Source organism: Microcella humidisoli (assembly GCF_024362325.1).
Taxonomy (GTDB): domain Bacteria; phylum Actinomycetota; class Actinomycetes; order Actinomycetales; family Microbacteriaceae; genus Microcella; species Microcella humidisoli.
This window is the reverse complement of the sequence record NZ_CP101497.1, coordinates 2,278,384-2,296,412: the sequence shown is the minus strand read 5'-3', so window position 1 is coordinate 2,296,412 and position 18,029 is coordinate 2,278,384. Positions and strand designations below refer to the sequence as shown.

The window sequence follows — 18,029 nt, the reverse complement described above, 5'->3', positions numbered from 1 at the left end:
CGTCACCGCTCGGCGCCCGAACGGTGCTCAGGCCCGCCGGATGCGCGCGAGCCCGCGCGTGACCTGGCGCGCCCACAGCGGGCCGCGGTACAGGAACGCGGTGTAGCCCTGCACGAGGGTGGCCCCCGCATCGAGGCGCTCGGCGGCATCGGCGGCGGTGTCGATGCCCCCGACGGCGATGACGCAGAAGTCGGCCGGCACGGCGGCACGCACGCGGCGCAGCACCTCGAGGGCACGGGCACGCAGGGGCGCACCGCTCAGCCCGCCCGCTCCCGCCGCCTCGACGGCGGCCGGGTCGCTCGTGAGGCCCTCGCGGCTGATCGTGGTGTTCGTCGCGATGATGCCGGCGAGCCCGTGGCGCAGGGCGAGCGCGCACACCGCGTCGATCGCCGCGTCATCGAGATCGGGCGCGATCTTGACGAGCACGGGTGTCGAGCCCGCCTCCTCCAGCACCGCGACGATGAGCGGGCGCAGCAAGGCTTCGTCTTGGAGGCCCCGGAGCCCCGGAGTGTTGGGCGAGCTCACGTTGATGGCGAGGTAGTCGGCGACCGGGGCGAGCAGGCGAGCTGATTCGCGGTAGTCGGCCACCGCATCCTCGACCGCGACGACGCGACTCTTGCCGATGTTGGCGCCGATGATCGGACGCGCGCGGGAGCGCCGCTGGCGCGCGACGCGCTCGGCCGCCACGGCCGCTCCCCCGTTGTTGAAGCCCATGCGGTTGATGACCGCGCGATCGTCGACGAGGCGGAACAAGCGCGGCTTCGGGTTGCCGTCCTGCGCGATCGCGGTGACCGTGCCGATCTCGATGTGACCGAATCCGAGCACCCACAGGCCGCGGATGCTCCGCGCATCCTTGTCGAAGCCGGCCGCCATGCCGAAGGGCGACTCGAACCGCAGGCCGAGCGTCTCGACCGCGAGGGCGGGATCGGGCCGGGTGACCGCGCGCACGAGCCCGGTGAGCCCGAGCGCGGGGATGGCGCGGATGACCGCGACCGCCAAGTGGTGCGCGCGTTCCGGGTCGAGGCGCCGCAGCACGGTGCGGAACAGCAGCTCGTACACGGGGCCGCTCAGTCGGCGTCGGGAGCCGCGGAGGCGAGCTGCTCGCGCTCGATGCGCAGCTGCTCGATCGCCGACTCGAAGTCATCGAGGTTCTCGAAGGCCTGGTAGACGCTCGCGAAGCGCAGGAAGGCCACCTCGTCGAGCTGCCGCAGCTCGGGCAGGATCGCGAGGCCGATGTCATTGGCGTCGAGCTGCGAGGCGCCCGTCGCTCGCAGGTTCTCTTCGACCTTCTGAGCGAGCTGGGCGAGGTCGGCGTCGGTCACCGGGCGGCCCTGGCAGGCCTTGCGCACGCCGAGCACGATCTTCTCGCGCGAGAACGGCTCGACGACGCCGCTGCGCTTGATCACCATGAGGCTCGCGGTCTCGGTCGTGCTGAAGCGGCGACCGCACTCGGGGCACTGCCGACGGCGTCGGATCGAGAGCCCGTCATCGCTCGTGCGCGAATCGATGACGCGGCTGTCGGGGTACCGGCAGAAGGGGCAGTGCATGGTGCGCCCAGCCTAGAGGAACCGGGCGCGCACGGCGTCGCCGTGGGCGGGCAGCTGCTCGGCGTCGCTGAGGGCGCCCACGTGGGCGGCGACCGCGGCGAGAGCATCCCGGTCGTACTCCACGATCTGCTGCGGGCGCAGGAACGTGTACGCCCCGAGCCCCGAGGCGAAGCGCGCCTGCCCGCCCGTGGGCAGCACGTGGTTCGAGCCGGCGATGTAGTCGCCGAGGCTCACGGGGGTGTGGTCACCCACGAAGATCGCGCCGGCGCTCTCGAGCGACGGCAGCAGAGCCTGCGGGTCGGCCACCTGCACCTCGAGGTGCTCGGGGCCGTAGGCATTGCTGAACCGCACCGCTTGGGCGAGGTCGTCGACGAGCACAACGGCCGACTGCGGGCCGTCGAGCGCCGTCGTGACGCGCTCGCGGTGGTGGGTCGCGGCGACCGCCGCGGGCAGGGCCGCCTGCACGGCGTCGGCCAGCGCGGGGTCGTCGGTCACGAGCACGCTGCCGGCGAGCTCGTCGTGCTCAGCCTGGCTGATGAGATCGGCCACGACGTAGTCGGGGCGCGCGGTCGCGTCGGCGATGATGAGGATCTCGGTCGGGCCGGCCTCGCTGTCGATGCCGACGACGCCCTTCACAGCCCGCTTCGCGGTCGCCACGAAGAGGTTTCCCGGGCCCGTGATCACCTGCACGGGGTCCAGGTGCAGGTCGGGCACGCCGTACGCGAGCGCGCCGATCGCGCCCGCACCGCCCATCGCGTAGACCTCGTCGACCCCGAGCAGAGCGGCCGCCGCAAGGATGGTCGGGTGCACCGAGCCGTCGAACGCGGCCTGCGGCGGCGAGGCGAGCGCGATCGAGCCGACGCCCGCGACCTGTGCGGCGACGACGTTCATCACGACGCTCGAGGGGTACACCGCCTTGCCGCCCGGCACGTACAGGCCGACGCGCGCGACAGGCTGCCAGCGCTGCACGATGCGCGCGCCGGGGGCGACCTCGGTGGTCTGCGGCGCCGGCACCTGGGCAGCGGTCGTGCGCCGCACGCGGTCGATGGCCTCCTCGAGCGCCGCGCGCACCGCGGGATCGAGCCCGGCTTCGGCGGCGCGCAACTGCTCGGCCGTCACGCGCACCGCGGCTGGTCGCACGCGATCGAAGCGCTCCGCCTGATCGAGCAAGGCGGCGCTGCCGCGGTCGCGGACATCCTGGATCAGTGCGTCGACGGCGTCGACGGCGGAGCCGACATCGCTTGCAGCGCGCGGGACGAGGGCGAGCAGGTCAGCGGCGGAGAGGGCGCGGCCGCGCAGGTCGAGGGTTCGCATCATGGCCTGTTCAGCCTAATCGCGGCCAGCCTCGGGAATACCCGGGCGTGGATGCGGTTGCATAGACCGTGATGACCACTGCTCCCGACGCCACCGGTTTCGACGCCTTCGCCCAGGCCTTCCGCCGTCATGCCGCGGGGGTCGCCGTGATCACGGCGCGCACGCCCGACGGTCGCCCCGTCGGCTTCACCGCCACCTCGCTCGCGTCGCTCGCCGCCGTCCCGCCGCTCGCGACCTTCAACATGGCCCGCACCGCGAGCTCGTGGCCGGCGATCGAGCAGACCGATCGCGTGGCGATCCACATGCTCGGCCAGGAGGACTTCGCCGTCGCGAAGATCATGGCGGGTGACAACGCGCATCGCTTCGACGGCGACCACTGGGAGCCGGGACCCCACGACCTCCCCATCCTCAGGAATGTGACGGCCTGGATGGTCGGCACGATCGTGGCCCGCACCTTCGTGGCCGAGAACGTGATGATCGCCGTGCAGATCGATGAGGGAGCGCTCGGCGAGCCCGACGAGCCGCTGCTCTACCACGAGCGGGCCTTCCGGGCGCTCGGCGCCGAGCTCTAGAGCAGCGCGCGCGGTCCAAGCAGGCTCTTCACCTCGCCGAAGAACCCGGCGGAGGGCTCGACGCGGTGCGGCAGCTCGAAGACGCGCGCCGAATCGTCGCGCACGAGCCGAAGGCGCACCTCGGTCGACCCGCGGTGGCGGGAGAGCACCGAGTCGAGCTCGCTCACGACGTCGACGGTCGCGCGCTGCTCGCGCACCGAGAGTGTGAGCGGGCCCGTCTCAGCGCTCACTCCCAGCTCGGGCTGCTGCAGCACCATCGCCTGCAGGGTGATGCCGTCGTCGCGGTGGTTCACGCGGCCGCGCACGACCACGATGCTGTCGGCGACGAGTTTGGCGCCGAACTCGAGGTAGCTCTTGCCGAGGAACATGATGCTGATCTCGCCACCGAAGTCTTCGAGCGTGATCATGCCGTAGGGGTTGCCCGACTGGCGTGCCACGCGGTGCTGCACGCTCGTGATGAGGCCCGCGACCGTCACTTGCTCACCATCGGCGGGCGGATTGTCGTTGAGCTCGGCGATGCCCGTGCCAGCGTGCTGCGCGAGCGCGCGCTCGAGCCCGGCGAGGGGGTGATCGGAGACATAGAGCCCGAGCATCTCGCGCTCGAACGCGAGCTTGTCCTTCTTCGCCCACTCGGGCCGGTCGGGAACGTGCTCGGTGCTCTGCTCGGCATCCTCGAAGAGGCTGTCGAAGTCGAAGCCGACGTCGCCGACCTCCTCCGCCCGTTTCTCCTTGACCGCGGCCTCGACGGCGCCCTCGTGTATCTCCATGAGCGCCCGCCGGGTCGCGCCGAGCGAATCGAAGGCCCCGGCCTTGATGAGCGACTCGATTGCGCGCTTGTTCGCGACGGGCGACGGCACCTTCTTGAGGAAGTCGAAGAAGCCCGTGAAGCGGCCCTTCTCCTCGCGTGCCGCGCGGATGTGCTCCACGACCGCGAAGCCGACGTTGCGCACCGCGCCGAGGCCGAACCGGATGTCGTCGCCGACGGCCGCGAAGAATCCGATGGACTCGTTGACATCGGGCGGCAGCACCGTGATGCCCATGCGGCGGCACTCGTTGAGGTAGACCGCCATCTTGTCTTTCGAATCGCCCACGCTCGTCAGCAGGGCCGCCATGTACTCGGCCGGGTAGTGCGCCTTGAGGTACGCGGTCCAGTACGAGACGACGCCGTACGCCGCCGAGTGGGCCTTGTTGAAGGCGTAGTCGGAGAAGGGCACGAGGATGTCCCACAGCGTCTTGACGGCGGCCTCGGAGTACCCGTTGGCCGCCATGCCGGCGCGGAAGTTCTCGTACTGCTTGTCGAGCTCCTCTTTCTTCTTCTTGCCCATCGCCCGCCGCAGCAGGTCGGCCTGCGCGAGCGTGTAGCCCGCGAGCTTCTGCGCGATCTCCATGACCTGCTCCTGGTACACGATGAGGCCGTAGGTCCCGCCCAGCACCTCTTCAAGCGGCTCGGCGAGCTCGGGGTGGATCGGCGTGATCTCCTGCCGGCCGTTCTTGCGCAGCGCGTAGTTGGTGTGCGAATCAGCACCCATCGGCCCCGGACGGTAGAGCGCGAGCACAGCAGAGATGTCTTCGAAGTTGTCGGGCTTCATCATGCGCAGCAGCGAGCGCATGGGTCCGCCGTCGAGCTGGAAGACGCCGAGCGTGTCGCCGCGCGCCAGCAGCTCGTAGGCCGCCGGATCGTCGAGCGTGAGGTCTTCGAGCACGAGCCGCGTGCCGCGGTTGGCCTCGATGTTGTCCAGAGCGTCGTCGATGATCGTGAGGTTGCGCAGGCCGAGGAAGTCCATCTTCACGAGCCCGAGGGCCTCGGAGGCCGGGAAGTCGAACTGCGTGACGATCTGGCCGTCCTGCTCGCGCTTCATGATCGGGATGATGTCGATGAGCGGTTCGCTCGACATGATCACGCCCGCCGCGTGCACGCCCCACTGGCGCTTGAGGTTCTCGAGGCCGAGCGCGGTGTCGAAGACCGTGCGCGCCTCGGCGTCGACCTCGATGATGGCGCGGAAGTCGGCGGCCTCCTTGTAGCGCTCGTGCGTGCGGTCGAGGATGCCCGCGAGGGGCATGTCCTTGCCCATGATGGCGGGCGGCATGGCCTTGGTGAGCTTCTCGCCCATCCCGAAGGGGAACCCGAGCACGCGCGAGCTGTCCTTCAGCGCCTGCTTCGCCTTGATGGTGCCGTAGGTGACGATCTGGGCGACGCGCTCGTCGCCGTACTTCTCGGTGACGTAGCGGATCACCTCACCGCGGCGGCGGTCGTCGAAGTCGACGTCGAAGTCGGGCATCGAGACGCGGTCGGGGTTGAGGAAGCGCTCGAAGATGAGGCCGTGCTCGAGGGGGTCGAGGTCGGTGATGCGCATGGCGTAGGCGGCCATCGATCCGGCCCCCGAGCCGCGGCCCGGGCCGACGCGGATGCCGTTGCGCTTCGACCAGTTGATGAAGTCCGCGACGACGAGGAAGTACCCCGAGAAGCCCATCTGCGTGATGACGCCGATCTCGTACTCGGCGCGCGCGCGCACCGCATCCGGAACCCCGCCCGGATACCGCACCGCCAGCCCGCGCTCGACCTCCTGGATGAACCAGCTGTTCTCGGTCTCCCCCTCGGGAACCGGGTACCGCGGCATGTAGTTGGCCGAGGTGTTGAAGGCGACGTCGGCGCGCTCCGCGATCAGCAGCGTGTTGTCGCAGGCCTCGGGATAGTCGCGGAACAGCTCGCGCATCTGCGCGGGCGTCTTGAGGTAGAACTCGTCGGCATCGAACTTGAAGCGATTCGGATCGTCGAGCGTGCTGCCCGACTGCACGCAGAGGAGCGCCGCGTGCGAACCGGCATCACCCGCGTGCGTGTAGTGCAGGTCGTTCGTGGCGACGAGCGGCAGGCCGAGGTCTTTCGCGAGTCGGATGAGCTCGGTCATCGTGCGCCGCTCGATCGGCAGACCGTGGTCCATGATCTCGACGAAGTAGTTCTCGGCGCCGAAGATGTCGCGGAACTCGGCGGCGGCCTCGCGGGCCTTGTCGTACTCCCCCAGCCGCAGGCGGGTCTGCACCTCGCCGCTCACGCAGCCCGTCGTCGCGATGACGCCCTCGGCGTACCGGCTCAGCAGCTCGCGGTCCATGCGGGGCTTGAAGTAGTAGCCCTCAATCGAGGCCAGCGACGACATGCGGAACAGGTTGTGCATGCCCGTCGTCGAGGCCGCGAGCATCGTGAGGTGCGTGTAGGCGCCCGCGCCCGACACGTCGTCCTCTCCCCCGACGCCCCACTTGACGCGCGTCTTGTCGGTGCGGTGGGTTCCCGGCGTGAGGTACGCCTCGATGCCGATGATGGGCTTGATGCCCGCGTCGGTCGCGGTCTTCCAGAAGTCGAAGGCGCCGAACATGTTGCCGTGGTCGGTGACCGCGATCGCGGGCATGCCCTGCTCGACCGCTTCGGCGATGAGCGGCTTAACGCGCGCGGCGCCGTCGAGCATGGAGTACTCGCTGTGCACATGGAGGTGGACGAACGAGTCTGCTCGAGTGGTCACGGGGCCTCCGACGGGTCGATCTGGACCCTCAGTCTAGGTCGTGCCGCAGACCCGGCCGGGCGTGTCGGCGGGCGCGTCAGGAGCCGCGAAGCACGTCGAGGGCGTGCTGCAGATCGGCCGGGTAGCGCGACGAGAATTCGCTCCATTCGCCGGTCGCGGGATGCCGGAAGGCGAGCCGCATGGCGTGCAGCCACTGCCGCTCGAGGCCGAGACGTGCGCTCAGACTCGGGTCTGCGCCGTACATCGCGTCGCCCGCGCACGGGTGCCGCTGCGCCGCCATGTGCACGCGGATCTGGTGCGTGCGGCCCGTCTCGAGGTGGATCTCGAGCAGCGAGGCCGCCGGGAACGCCTCGATCGTGTCGTAGTGCGTCACCGAGGGCTTGCCGCCCGCGACGACCGCGAACTTCCAGGCGCTGCCCGGGTGCCGACCGATCGGCGCATCGATCGTGCCCGAGAGCGGGTCGGGATGCCCCTGCACGATCGCGTGATAGATCTTCTCGACCTCGCGGTCGTGGAACTGGCGCTTGAGCTCGCGATAGGCGTGCTCGGACTTCGCCACGACCATGAGACCGCTCGTGCCGGCGTCGAGCCGGTGCACGACGCCCGCACGCTCCGCGGGCCCCGAGGTGGCGATGCGGTAGCCCGCGGCCGCCAGGGCGCCGATGACGGTCGGCCCCTCCCACCCCACCGACGGGTGAGCGGCGACGCCGACGGGTTTGTCGACCACGACGAGGTCGTCGTCGTCATGGATGATCCCGAGGTCGTCCACGGGGATCGGCTCGATGCGCGCCTCGCGGCGGGGCTGCCACGTCACCTCGAGCCACGCGTCGGCGGCGACCCGGTCTGACTTGCCGACAACGCGCCCGTCGAGGGTCACGCCTCCGGCGTCGGCGATCTCGGCCGCCTGCGTGCGCGAGAATCCGAGCAGCGTCGCGAGCGCGACATCCACCCGTTCACCGGCCCGCCCGGGAGGCACAGGCAGGGAGCGCGACTCGGTCACCGTCGCGCTCCCGTGTTGACCCTGCCGACCGTTCGGTCGTGGCTGCTGCTGCGGCTCAGGAACCGTAGCCCGGGAACTGGCCGGGCGGCGGCGACTGCGGAGCCGGGTATCCCGTGGCCGGCGAGGCCGGCGCGGGGTACGAGGGCGCGGAGCCCGGGAAGGGCTGGTCGGAACCGAACGCCGGCGCCGAGCCGTAGACCGGAGCCGAGCCCACTGTGGAGGCGGCCGCCGGGGCCGAGCCAGCGGTCGAGGCCGACGGCGCTGCCGCCGGCTGCGCCGTGCCCTCGAGCTCGGCGAGCTGGGTCTGGATGTAGGTGCGCAGCTGCTGGCGGTACTCGCGCTCGAAGGTGCGCAGCTCATCGACACGCTGCTGCAGCATCGATCGCTCTTGCTCGAGCGCCTGCAACTGGCCCTGCTGCGCGTTCGTGACCTCGGCCACGATGCGAGCGGCCTCGGCCTGGCCCTCGGCGATGAGCTGCTCCTTCTTGGCGACGCCCTCGCGCACGTGCTCCTCGTGGAGGCGCCGCGCGAGCTGCAGCAGGTTGTTGGTGTCGGCAGACGGCTCGGACGCGCTCGCCACGGGCGCTTCGACGACCGGGGCCGGCACCGGCGCGGGAGGAGCGGCGACGATGGCCGGCGCGGGGGCCTCCATGGGAGCGGCGGCGACGGATCCCCCGCGGCCGAGCTCGGCGATGCGAGCATCGGCGGCGACGAGTCGCTGGCGCAGCTCGTCGTTCTCCTGGTTCAGGCGGCGCAGTTCGACGACGATCTCGTCGAGGAAGTCGTCCACCTCGTCCTGGTCGTATCCCTCGCGGAACTTGGTGGACTGGAAGCGCTTGTTGACGACATCTTCAGGCGTCAGGGCCATGTGCGTCACCTCGAGACTTTCTGGAGCGGTTGAATAACGATGGGGTAACGCTAGCAACACCGGGTCACATCCGTCACATCCGTGTCGGTCAGCGTACCGCGCCGACCCGCACGAACGGGAGGATTCCCGCCGATCAGCGTCCGCTCACGAGCGACATGAGGATCAGCAGCACGATCAGCACGATCGTCCAGGCCAGGTCGAGGCGAATCGACCCGAGCTGCAGCGGCGGGATCACGCGACGGACCGCCTTGAGAGGCGGATCGGTGATGGTGTAGCTCGACTCGGCGATGAGCACCACAACCCCCCGCGGGCGGAACCCCGGGTTGAGCACCTGCACCCAGTCGAACACGAAGCGCACCCACATCGCGATGAACACGATGAGCAGCGCGATGTAGATGACGGAGAGCAGGATCGAGAAGACGAGCGTCACGGTGCAAGTCTCGCAGGTTCTGCTGGGAGTCGGCGCGCGAGACCGGAGCCCGCGCTAGTCGCGGGCGAGGAAGGACGCGTCGACGTCGGGCTCGATGTCGGCGGCATCGCCGCTCGTCGCGACGTGCGCGGGCGAGAGCAGGAAGACCTTGCTCGTCACGCGCTCGATGCGACCGTAGAGACCCTGCGAGAGCCCGCTGGCGAAGTCGACGAGGCGTCGCGCCTCGCTCTCGGTCATCTGCGAGAGGTTGATGATGACGGGGATGCCCTCGCGAAAGCTCTCGGCGATCATCTGGGCGTCCTTGTACGCCCGCGGGTGCACCGTGAGGATCTCGTTCATGTCGCTCGCAGCGGCCGGCCGGGTGGCGGCGGGACGGCGCAGCGGGGTCACCGGCGCACGCTGGGCGGCGACGGCCGCGGGAGCGGCGGGCGCGGCAGCGGCGGGGTGGTCGTACTCGACCTCTTCGTCGGCGAGGCCGAGGTACACCATGGTCTTGCGCAGCGGATTGCTCATGAGGTTCGTCCTTACCGGTCGTGGCACTCGCCAGATTAAGGGCGCTCGGGCCGTTTTCCCGTGATTGCCGTGCCGATGCGCAGGTGTGTCGCGCCTTCTGCGATCGCCTCCGCGTAGTCGTTCGACATGCCGGCGGAGATCGCGGTCGCCGTCGGAGCGAGCGCGCGCACGCGGTCGGAGAGCTCGCGGAGGCGCGCGAACGCCGAGCGCGCATCCTCATCGATGGGGGCGACGGCCATGACGCCGCGCAGATCGAGGGTCGGATGCTCGAGCACGCGTTCGGCGAGCGGGAGCAGCTGCGACGGCTCGACCCCTCCCCGGCCGGGATCGTCGGTGAGGTTGACCTCGAGGAACACCTCGAGCGGCCGTTCGGTGCGCGCAAGTGCCGCGACGAGCGACTCGCGGTCGACCGAGTGGATGACGCGCGCGTACTCGGCGACCGCGCGCGCCTTGTTCGACTGCAGCTGACCGACGAAGTGCCACGTGAGCGGCAGGTCGTGCAGCGCGGCCGCTTTCGGCGCCGCGTCCTGATGCCGGTTCTCGCCGACGTCGCGCACGCCGAGCTCGACGAGGTCGCGCACGAGCTCGGCGGGGTGGAACTTGGTCACCACGATGAGGGTGACCTCCTCGCGCGTCCGGTCGGCGGCGCGACAGGCGTCGACGATGCCCTGGTCGATGCGGGCGTAGCGCTCACGGAGCTCGGCGCTGGCGGCCACGTCAGCGCAGGAAGTCGGGGATGTCGAGATCGTCGTCGTCATCGACCTCGAGCGGGTCGATCGGCGCCGTCGCCGCGAGGCCGCCGTCGTCGCCCCAACTCCGGTCGGAGAGACCGGGCTCGGCGGTCGCGGTGGCGACAGCGACGGGAGCCGCCGCCGTGCCCTCCGCGGCCTGGTAGCTCGCGCGGCGATCGCGGTGCACGACCGTCGGCTCGCCGCCGTCGAAGCCCGCGGCGATGACCGTCACGCGCACCTCGTCGCCGAGGGTGTCGTCGATGACGGCGCCGAAGATGATGTTGGCCTCGGGGTGCACGGCCTCCTGCACGAGCTTGGCGGCGTCGTTGATCTCGAAGATGCCGAGGTTGGATCCACCCTGGATCGACAGCAGAACGCCGTGAGCGCCGTCGATGCTCGCCTCGAGCAGGGGGCTCGCCACGGCGAGCTCGGCGGCCTTGATGGCGCGGTCGGCGCCGCGCGCCGAGCCGATGCCCATGAGCGCCGATCCGGCACCCTGCATCACGCTCTTGACGTCGGCGAAGTCGAGGTTGATGAGCCCAGGGGTCGTGATGAGGTCGGTGATGCCCTGCACGCCCGCGAGCAGCACCTGATCGGCGGTCGCGAAGGCTTCGAGCATCGAGATCCCGCGGTCGCTGATCTCGAGCAGGCGGTCGTTGGGCACGACGATGAGCGTGTCGACCTCGTTCTTCAGCTGCGAGACGCCGAGATCGGCCTGCGCCTGCCGGCGCTTCCCCTCGAACCCGAAGGGCTTGGTGACGACACCGATCGTGAGCGCGCCGATCGACTTGGCGATCCGCGCGACGACGGGAGCACCGCCCGTGCCGGTTCCGCCGCCCTCGCCCGCCGTGACGAAGACCATGTCGGCACCAGCGAGCGCCTCTTCGATCTCCTCCGCGTGGTCTTCGGCCGCGCGGCGCCCCACCTCGGGGTCGGCGCCGGCGCCGAGCCCCCGTGTGAGCTCGCGGCCCACGTCGAGCTTGACGTCGGCGTCGCTCATGAGCAGGGCCTGGGCGTCGGTGTTGATGGCGATGAACTCGACACCGCGCAGCCCGAGCTCGATCATGCGGTTGACGGCGTTGACGCCGCCACCGCCGATGCCGACCACCTTGATCACGGCGAGGTAGTTCTGGTTCGAGGTCACGTCGATGCCTTCCGCTCAACCTTCACCCTCAGGTTGAGGGCTAAAGTTATGCTCAGTATGTACTGCTGGGCTCGACGGTAGGCCCGCGGGGCGCGCGCGGCCTCGAAGCGCGCCGCGTGTCGCGAATGTGCGCGGCGCAGGCGACCGGCGGGGTCAGAGCCGACGGACGACGAGGCTCTCGGGCGCCGACACGTCGTACTCGCGCGGCGAGGACTGGTTGGTCGCCGCGAGTGCCGCCGCGAGCACGCGGGCCTTGAAGTCAGAGCGCTCAGCGCTGCCCCACACCACCCGGTGCCCGACCCCCGTCATCGAGAAGACGACGTCGTCGCGCGTGGATGCCCTGATCACGTCGACCCGGGATCGCAGCTCGGCGGGCAGCGCCGTGAGCACGGCCGCCACGCTGCGGAAGGCGAGCGAGGTCGGGTCGGCGCTCTCCGCGGCGATGAGCGGGATGCCCTCCGGACGTTGCGGCGCCGACGACACCACGACCCCCGCGGCGTCGACGAGATCGACGGCCGCGCCCCGCTCGATCGCGGCGACGGGGGCCCGCTCGACGATGCGCACGACGAGCGTGTGCGGCGGGATCACCTCGGTCGAGTACGAGCGGATGAGGGGGAACACGGCGAGATCAGCACGGATCGCCTCCTCGTCGAGCAGCGCGAGGGGTGTTCCGAGGTGGTCGTCGAGCGCCGCGGCGACGACCTCGGCGTCGAGGCGCTCGGCGCCCGCGACCTCGATCGTGTCGAGCGCCATGAGCGGCGAGAGGGTCACGAGGGCAACGCCGCCGACGAGGGCCAGCAGAGTCGCCGCCGCGCCCGTCGCGATGAGGCGACGACGGCGCGAGCGCCGCGTGAAGCGGCGCACCTCGGCGCGCTCCTCGCGTCGACGGGCGCGCGCCGACCGCCGCTGCTCGGCGGCACCGTCGAGTCCCCGCGCTGCACGAGCGCCCTCGGCGGTCGACGCGGCACCGACCGGGGCTCGCCCATCTCGCGCGGGGCGCGGGGGCCGGGCCGCGGGCTCACGCGGAGCACGAGCGTCGCGCGGAACGGCGTGGTCACGAGGGGCACGGGGCTCGCGCGGCGCGCGCGGGACGCGGACCGGGCGCTCCCCGCCCGGCGTGGCCGACGGCGGAGGCGGCGCGCCGATCCCCTCGGGCCTCTTCACGGGCTCGCGGCTCCCCCGCCCGGCGTGCCGCGGCGCTCGAGCGCCCCGCGCACCTGCGGAATGATCCGGTAGACGTCGCCGCAGCTGAGCGTCATGACGATGTCACCGGGCCGGGCGATCTCGGCGACGCGATCGGCGGCATCCTGCCAATCGGGGCGGTAGTCGACGCGGGCAGGGTCGCTGAAGCGGTCGACGACGAGCGCGCCGGTGACGCCCGGGATCGGATCCTCCCGCGCGCCGTAGACGTCGAGCACGACCGTGTGGTCGGCACCGTGCTCGTAGACCTCGGCGAACTCGCCCGCCATCGCCTGCGTGCGGCTGTAGAGGTGCGGCTGGTGGATGGCGATCACGCGCCCCTCCCCCACGACCGACCGGGCGGTCTGCAGCGCGGCCGCGACCTCGGTCGGATGGTGGGCGTAGTCGTCGTAGAGCCGCACGCCATCGGCGAGCCCGTGGGCTTCGAACCGGCGCTGCGTGCCCGCGAAGCCGTCGAGCGCGAGCACAGCATCCCGCGCATCGACGCCGAGCCCCACGAGCACGGCGACGACGCCCGCCGCGTTGAGGGCATTGTGTCGACCCGGGATGGCGAGCTCGCCCTCGTGCTCGTCGCCGCCGACCGCCACCCGGTAGCGGATCGGGCCCGTGTCGGAGATCGCGACGAGCCGCACATCGGCGTCGGCCGACTCGCCGAAGGTCAGCACGGGGAGCGCTCCGCCCGCCGCCCGAAGCCTCGCGGCCAGGCGTCGCGTGGCCGGGTCGTCGGCCGAGACCACGAGCAGCTCGCTGGCTGCCGTCGCGAAGGTGTCGAACGCGGCCTCGAGCGCCCCCTCGTCGCCGTAGTGGTCGAGATGGTCGGTATCGATGTTGGTGATGAGCGCGACCGCCACGTCGTAGAGCAGGAACGAGCCGTCGGATTCGTCCGCCTCGACGACGAAGAGGTCGCCCTCGCCCCAGGCCGCGCTCGTACCCGCACCCTGGATGACCGCGCCATTGACGAAGGAGGGATCGCGCTCGAGGGCGCGCAGGGCCGTGACGAGCATCCCGGTCGACGTCGACTTGCCGTGGGCGCCCGCGACCGCGACGAGGCGCTCGCCCCGCACGAGCCACGCGAGAGCCTGCGAGCGGTGCAGCACGGGCAGCCCGCGGCGCAGGGCCTCCTGGTACTCGGGATTGTCGAGCCACAGCGCGCCCGTCACGACGAGAGTGTCGGCGTCGGCGACGTGCGCCGCGTCGTGTCCGATGCTGACGGGGATGCCGAGCTCACGCAGCGACTGCACGGTCGCCGAATCGGACCGATCGCTGCCCGTGACGACGTACCCCCGGTCGTGGAACAGGCGAGCAATGCCGCTCATGCCGCTGCCGCCGATGCCGACGAAGTGCAGGCGGCCGAGCGAGTCAGGAAGGACGAGGTCGGGGTCGGGCTTGATCATCGCCCATCACCCTACGCGGCCCGGCGCGGCGATCGCCTCGTGCACGAGGGCGAGCAGGTCTGCCGCGCCGTCGCGCCGTCCCACCTGCTGCGCCGCAGCAGCCATGCGGGCGATCTCGGCGCGACGGCCGAGCAGCGGAACGAGCTCGCGCGCGACCCACTCCGGGCTCAGCTCGGAATCGGCGACGATGATCGCGGCGCCCGCATCGACGAGCTCGCGGGCGTTGAGCCGCTGCTCGCCGTTGCCGACGGCGTAGGGCACGAACACCGCGGGCAGGCCGATCGCGGCGAGCTCGCTGACCGTTGCCGAGCCCGAACGGCAGAGCACCAGATCGGCGGCCGCGAAGGCGAGGTCCATGCGATCGCAGTACGCCATCGTGCGGTAGCCCTCGAGCCCGGGGTCGTCGCCGCCCCGGCCGGTGCCGGTCAGGTGCACGACCTGCCACCCGGCGCCGACGAGCCGCGCGGCCGAGGCCGTCATCGACTCGTTGATGCGCTTCGCGCCCGTCGAGCCGCCCGTGACGAGCAGCACCGGCCGAGCCGGGTCGAGGCCGAAGAAGGCGAGCGCCTCGCCGCGCAGGGCCGCGCGGTCGAGCCCGGCGATCTCGGGCCGCAGCGGCATGCCGACGAGCCGAGCGCCGCGCAGCCGGGTGCCCGCGAACGTGATGCCGACGCGCCCGCCGAGCCACACGGCGAGACGATTGGCGATGCCCGGGCGCGCGTTCGCCTCGTGGGCGACGATCGGGATGCGCTCGAGCCGGGCGGCGACGTAGGCGGGAGCCGCGGCGTACCCGCCGAAGCCGACGACGACCTGCACGCCCCGATCGCGGATGATCGCCCGCGTACGGCGCACGGCGTCGCGGAAGCGGCCGGGGAAGCGCACGGCGGCACCGTCGGGTCGTCTCGGGAACGGCACGCGCGGAATCGTGAGCAGCTCGAAGCCGCGCGCGGGCACGAGCCGCGCCTCGAGCCCCTCGGCAGTGCCGAGCACGAGCAGCTCGGCGGCCGGATCGGTCGCGCGCCAGTGGTCGGCGAGAGCGAGCAGCGGGTTCACGTGGCCGGCGGTTCCCCCGCCGGCGAGCAGCGCCGTCGTCATCGGGCGACCGGCGCTGCGGTGCGAGCGGGCAGCGGCAGATCGCGGGCGAGCGAGAGCACGACCCCGATCGCGAGCAACGACGAGACGAGCGCGGTGCCGCCCGCGGAGATGAAGGGCAGCGGCACCCCGAGTACCGGCAGCATTCCGAGCACGACGGCGATGTTGACGAGCGACTGCCCGATGATCCAGACCATAATCGCGCCCGTCGCGATGCGGTGGAAGGGCTTCTCGTGGGCGCGCACGAGGCGCACGAGGCCGACCGCGAGCACGGCGAGCAGCACGAGCACGACGATCGCGCCGATGAGCCCGAGCTCTTCGCCGATGATCGCGAAGATGAAGTCGCTCTCGGCGTGCGGCAGCCAGCGCCACTTCGTCGCCGAGTTGCCGAGGCCCACGCCCCACACGCCGCCCGAGCCGAGAGCCCACAGGGCGTGCACCGACTGCCAGCACGTGAACTCGTAGTCCTCGGGAGCGCAGCCGTTGAGCCACACGTCGATACGGCTCGACCGCGAGCTCGAGGTGAGGGCGAAGACCACCGCTCCGAGCGCGACCGCGCCCACGAGTCCCGCGAGGTACCGCAGCGGCGCCCCCGCGAAGTACAGGGCGGCGAGCACGATCGCGATCATGATGGATGCCGTGCCGAGGTCTTGCCCCAGCAGCACCATGCCGATCGCGACCCCCGAGATCGGCACGGCCGGGATCGCCACGCTGCGCCAGTCGGTGAAGGCATTGGCGCGGTCGGCGAGCACCGTGGCGAGCCAGACGACGAGGGCGAGCTTGAGGAATTCCGACGGCTGGGCGGTGAGACCGCCGATCGAGATCCAGTTCTGGTTGCCGCCGTAGCCGTAGCCGAGGCCCGTGAAGACGAGCAACTGCAGCCCGAGGCCCACCATGACGGCAACCCGCGCCCAGCGCCGCCAGAACACGGCGGGCAGCCGAGCGATCATGAGCATGAGCGGGATGCCGATGAGGGCGAAGAGGCCCTGCCGCAGGAACACCGCGAAGAAGTCGCCCTCGTTGTTCTGCGCCGAGGTCACGGCCGACGACGAGAGCACCATGACGAGCCCGAACAGCACCAGGAAGATGACCGTGCCCACGACGATCATCGCGTCGGGGTGCTCGACCCCGAACAGGCGGCGCACGACGACGCGCGCGGTCGCGGGAGACCGCGGAACCGGGCCGGGCTCAGGCGTCGGGCGACCCCGCGGAGGACGGACCGTTGTCATGGGCCTCCCCCTCCAGGTGCTGCCGTACGGCGGCGGCGAAGCGGTTGCCGCGGTCGGCGTAGTCGATGAACTGGTCCATGGATGCCGCGGCCGGCGCGAGCAGCACGGTGTCGCCACCCTGCGCCACGTCGGCCGCCAACCGCACGGCGGTCGGCATCACCCGCTCAGTCTCGTGCGCCTCGACCTCGAACAGCGGCAGGGCGGGCGCGTGTCGCGCGAACACCGCCCGCACGGCCTCGCGGTCGACGCCGATGATGATGGCCGCGCGCAAGCGCCCGGCATGCGCCTCGACGAGGGGCGACAGGTCGACGCCCTTGAGCAGACCGCCCACGATCCAGACCACCGAGCGGTAGGCGCTCAATGCCGAGGCCGCGGCGTGCGGATTCGTCGCTTTGGAGTCGTCGACCCAGGCGATGTCGGCCGTGATGGCGATGAGCTCGGTGCGGTGCGCGTCGACGCGGAACCGGCGGAGGGCATCCCGAATCGATGACGGAGCCGCTCCCGCCGCCCGCGCGAGGGCCGCGGCCGCGAGGGCGTTCGCGAGCCCGTGCGGCGTCGCGAGCCCCGCGGCGGCGACATCGGCGAGCTCAGCGAGCTCGAGAGCGCTCGTGCGCCGTTCGTCGAGGAACGCGCGGTCGACGAGCAGGTCGTCGACGACGCCGACGTCGCTCGGTCCGGGCACGGTCGCCCCGAAACCGATCGCCCGGCAGCCCTCCTGCACCTCGGCCTCTTCGACCATGCGCATCGTCGCCGGGTCGCCGAGGTTGTAGACGCACGCGACGCGCGTGTTGGCGTAGATCTTGGCTTTCGCGGCGGCGTAGGCCTCAGCGCTGCCGTGCCAGTCGTAGTGGTCTTCGGCGATGTTGAGGCACGCGCTCGCGAGCGGTGTGACCGCGCCGGGTCCCGCCGTGGGCATCCAGTGCAGCTGGAAGCTCGAGAGCTCGACGACGAGCGCATCGAACCCCGCGGGGTCGCGGATGGCATCGAGCACGGGAACGCCGATGTTGCCGCACGGAGCGACGCGGCGGCCGTCCTGCTGCAGCATGGTCGCCGCCAACTGGGTCGTCGTGGTCTTGCCATTGGTGCCCGTGATGAGCAGCCACTCTGCCGGCGGGCCGACCTTGTCGCGCACGCGCCAGGCGAGCTCGACATCACCCCACAGCGCCACGCCGCGATCGCGCGCCCAGACCACGTGGGGGTGCTCGGGCAGGTACCCGGGCGACACGACGACGAGTTCGGGGTCGAGCTCGGCGAAACGCGGCGGCACGCTGTCGCCGGAATCGAGCTCGACGAGCTCGACCCCGATCACGGGCAGGATGCGCGCGCGGTCATCATCGGGACGGTGCGCCGCAACGGCGACGCGGCAGCCGAGCTCGGCAAGGGTATCGGCGACGGAGAAGCCCGTGACACCGAGGCCGAGCACGAGGACGCGCAGGCCCGACCAGTCGTCGTGCCAGCTCTGGAGGTCGTGAGGGCGCTGCAC

The 18,029-nt window shown here is 71.4% G+C and carries 16 protein-coding genes; 1 reads left to right on the top strand and 15 read right to left on the bottom strand.

All coding sequences use genetic code 11. The features are described 5' to 3' along the window. Positions 1-27: 27 nt before the first annotated feature. From NNL39_RS11205 to hisD, 3 genes are read right to left on the bottom strand one after another with little or no spacing between them, the layout of a single operon-like run. On the bottom strand, positions 28-1,059 hold the full coding sequence (locus NNL39_RS11205) for a quinone-dependent dihydroorotate dehydrogenase (protein WP_255159362.1): 1,032 nt from the start codon (positions 1,057-1,059) through the stop codon (positions 28-30). 8 nt (positions 1,060-1,067) lie between these two features. After that, the gene (gene nrdR, locus NNL39_RS11200) at positions 1,068-1,547 is read right to left on the bottom strand and encodes a transcriptional regulator NrdR (protein WP_255159361.1); all 480 of its coding nucleotides are present in this window, start codon (positions 1,545-1,547) and stop codon (positions 1,068-1,070) included. Positions 1,548-1,559: 12 nt separating this feature from the next. After that, a complete protein-coding gene (hisD, locus tag NNL39_RS11195) occupies positions 1,560-2,864 on the bottom strand; it encodes a histidinol dehydrogenase (protein WP_255159360.1) in 1,305 nt (434 codons plus the stop codon). Positions 2,865-2,932: 68 nt separating this feature from the next. On the opposite strand from hisD, the gene NNL39_RS11190 reads away from it, so the two are divergent. Then, on the top strand, positions 2,933-3,433 hold the full coding sequence (locus NNL39_RS11190; protein ID WP_255159359.1) for a flavin reductase family protein: 501 nt from the start codon (positions 2,933-2,935) through the stop codon (positions 3,431-3,433). Here the strand turns inward: NNL39_RS11190 and dnaE are convergent. The 12 genes from dnaE to murD all read right to left on the bottom strand — a co-directional run bounded on the left by dnaE (position 3,430) and on the right by murD (position 18,029). After that, a complete protein-coding gene (dnaE, locus tag NNL39_RS11185) occupies positions 3,430-6,891 on the bottom strand; it encodes a DNA polymerase III subunit alpha (protein WP_407665172.1) in 3,462 nt (1,153 codons plus the stop codon). The genes NNL39_RS11190 and dnaE overlap by 4 nt on opposite strands. Positions 6,892-7,021: 130 nt before the next feature. Further along, the gene (locus tag NNL39_RS11180; protein WP_255159357.1) at positions 7,022-7,945 is read right to left on the bottom strand and encodes an RluA family pseudouridine synthase; all 924 of its coding nucleotides are present in this window, start codon (positions 7,943-7,945) and stop codon (positions 7,022-7,024) included. A 55-nt stretch (positions 7,946-8,000) separates the two neighbouring features. Further along, positions 8,001-8,813, bottom strand: coding sequence for a DivIVA domain-containing protein (locus NNL39_RS11175; RefSeq protein WP_255159356.1), 813 nt, complete (start codon positions 8,811-8,813; stop codon positions 8,001-8,003). Between the two features lie 133 nt (positions 8,814-8,946). After that, the gene (locus NNL39_RS11170) at positions 8,947-9,243 is read right to left on the bottom strand and encodes a YggT family protein (RefSeq protein ID WP_255159355.1); all 297 of its coding nucleotides are present in this window, start codon (positions 9,241-9,243) and stop codon (positions 8,947-8,949) included. A gap of 54 nt (positions 9,244-9,297) precedes the next feature. After that, positions 9,298-9,756, bottom strand: a complete 459-nt coding sequence (locus NNL39_RS11165) for a cell division protein SepF (protein ID WP_255159354.1) — start codon at positions 9,754-9,756, stop codon at positions 9,298-9,300. 35 nt (positions 9,757-9,791) lie between these two features. Next, positions 9,792-10,514 (bottom strand): YggS family pyridoxal phosphate-dependent enzyme, encoded by a 723-nt coding sequence (locus NNL39_RS11160; RefSeq protein WP_255159353.1) that lies wholly within the window; start codon positions 10,512-10,514, stop codon positions 9,792-9,794. Beyond that, positions 10,474-11,631, bottom strand: a complete 1,158-nt coding sequence (gene ftsZ / locus NNL39_RS11155) for a cell division protein FtsZ (protein WP_255159352.1) — start codon at positions 11,629-11,631, stop codon at positions 10,474-10,476. Before ftsZ ends, NNL39_RS11160 begins: the two co-directional genes overlap by 41 nt. Before the next feature lie 153 nt (positions 11,632-11,784). Further along, positions 11,785-12,495, bottom strand: coding sequence for an FtsQ-type POTRA domain-containing protein (locus NNL39_RS11150; protein ID WP_255159351.1), 711 nt, complete (start codon positions 12,493-12,495; stop codon positions 11,785-11,787). A 296-nt stretch (positions 12,496-12,791) separates the two neighbouring features. Next, complete coding sequence (gene murC, locus NNL39_RS11145) at positions 12,792-14,225, bottom strand: UDP-N-acetylmuramate--L-alanine ligase (RefSeq protein WP_255159350.1); 1,434 nt, start codon at positions 14,223-14,225, stop codon at positions 12,792-12,794. A gap of 6 nt (positions 14,226-14,231) precedes the next feature. Then, positions 14,232-15,320, bottom strand: a complete 1,089-nt coding sequence (gene murG, locus NNL39_RS11140; RefSeq protein WP_255159349.1) for an undecaprenyldiphospho-muramoylpentapeptide beta-N-acetylglucosaminyltransferase — start codon at positions 15,318-15,320, stop codon at positions 14,232-14,234. Continuing rightward, positions 15,317-16,546 (bottom strand): putative lipid II flippase FtsW, encoded by a 1,230-nt coding sequence (gene ftsW, locus NNL39_RS11135; protein WP_255159348.1) that lies wholly within the window; start codon positions 16,544-16,546, stop codon positions 15,317-15,319. Before ftsW ends, murG begins: the two co-directional genes overlap by 4 nt. Next, positions 16,506-18,029 (bottom strand): UDP-N-acetylmuramoyl-L-alanine--D-glutamate ligase, encoded by a 1,524-nt coding sequence (murD, locus tag NNL39_RS11130; RefSeq protein ID WP_255159347.1) that lies wholly within the window; start codon positions 18,027-18,029, stop codon positions 16,506-16,508. Before murD ends, ftsW begins: the two co-directional genes overlap by 41 nt.

Bases quoted from the DNA above. Each gene is read 5' to 3' on its own strand.
- nrdR (WP_255159361.1), bottom strand. From the start codon at position 1,547: ATGCACTGCCCCTTCTGCCGGTACCCCGACAGCCGCGTCATCGATTCG.
- hisD (WP_255159360.1), bottom strand. From the start codon at position 2,864: ATGATGCGAACCCTCGACCTGCGCGGCCGCGCCCTCTCCGCCGCTGAC.
- NNL39_RS11190 (WP_255159359.1), top strand. From the start codon at position 2,933: ATGACCACTGCTCCCGACGCCACCGGTTTCGACGCCTTCGCCCAGGCC.
- dnaE (WP_407665172.1), bottom strand. From the start codon at position 6,891: ATGCTCGACGGCGCCGCGCGCGTTAAGCCGCTCATCGCCGAAGCGGTC.
- NNL39_RS11175 (WP_255159356.1), bottom strand. From the start codon at position 8,813: ATGGCCCTGACGCCTGAAGATGTCGTCAACAAGCGCTTCCAGTCCACC.
- NNL39_RS11165 (WP_255159354.1), bottom strand. From the start codon at position 9,756: ATGAGCAATCCGCTGCGCAAGACCATGGTGTACCTCGGCCTCGCCGAC.
- NNL39_RS11160 (WP_255159353.1), bottom strand. From the start codon at position 10,514: ATGACGACGACGATCTCGACATCCCCGACTTCCTGCGCTGACGTGGCC.
- murC (WP_255159350.1), bottom strand. From the start codon at position 14,225: ATGATCAAGCCCGACCCCGACCTCGTCCTTCCTGACTCGCTCGGCCGC.
- murG (WP_255159349.1), bottom strand. From the start codon at position 15,320: ATGACGACGGCGCTGCTCGCCGGCGGGGGAACCGCCGGCCACGTGAAC.
- ftsW (WP_255159348.1), bottom strand. From the start codon at position 16,546: ATGACAACGGTCCGTCCTCCGCGGGGTCGCCCGACGCCTGAGCCCGGC.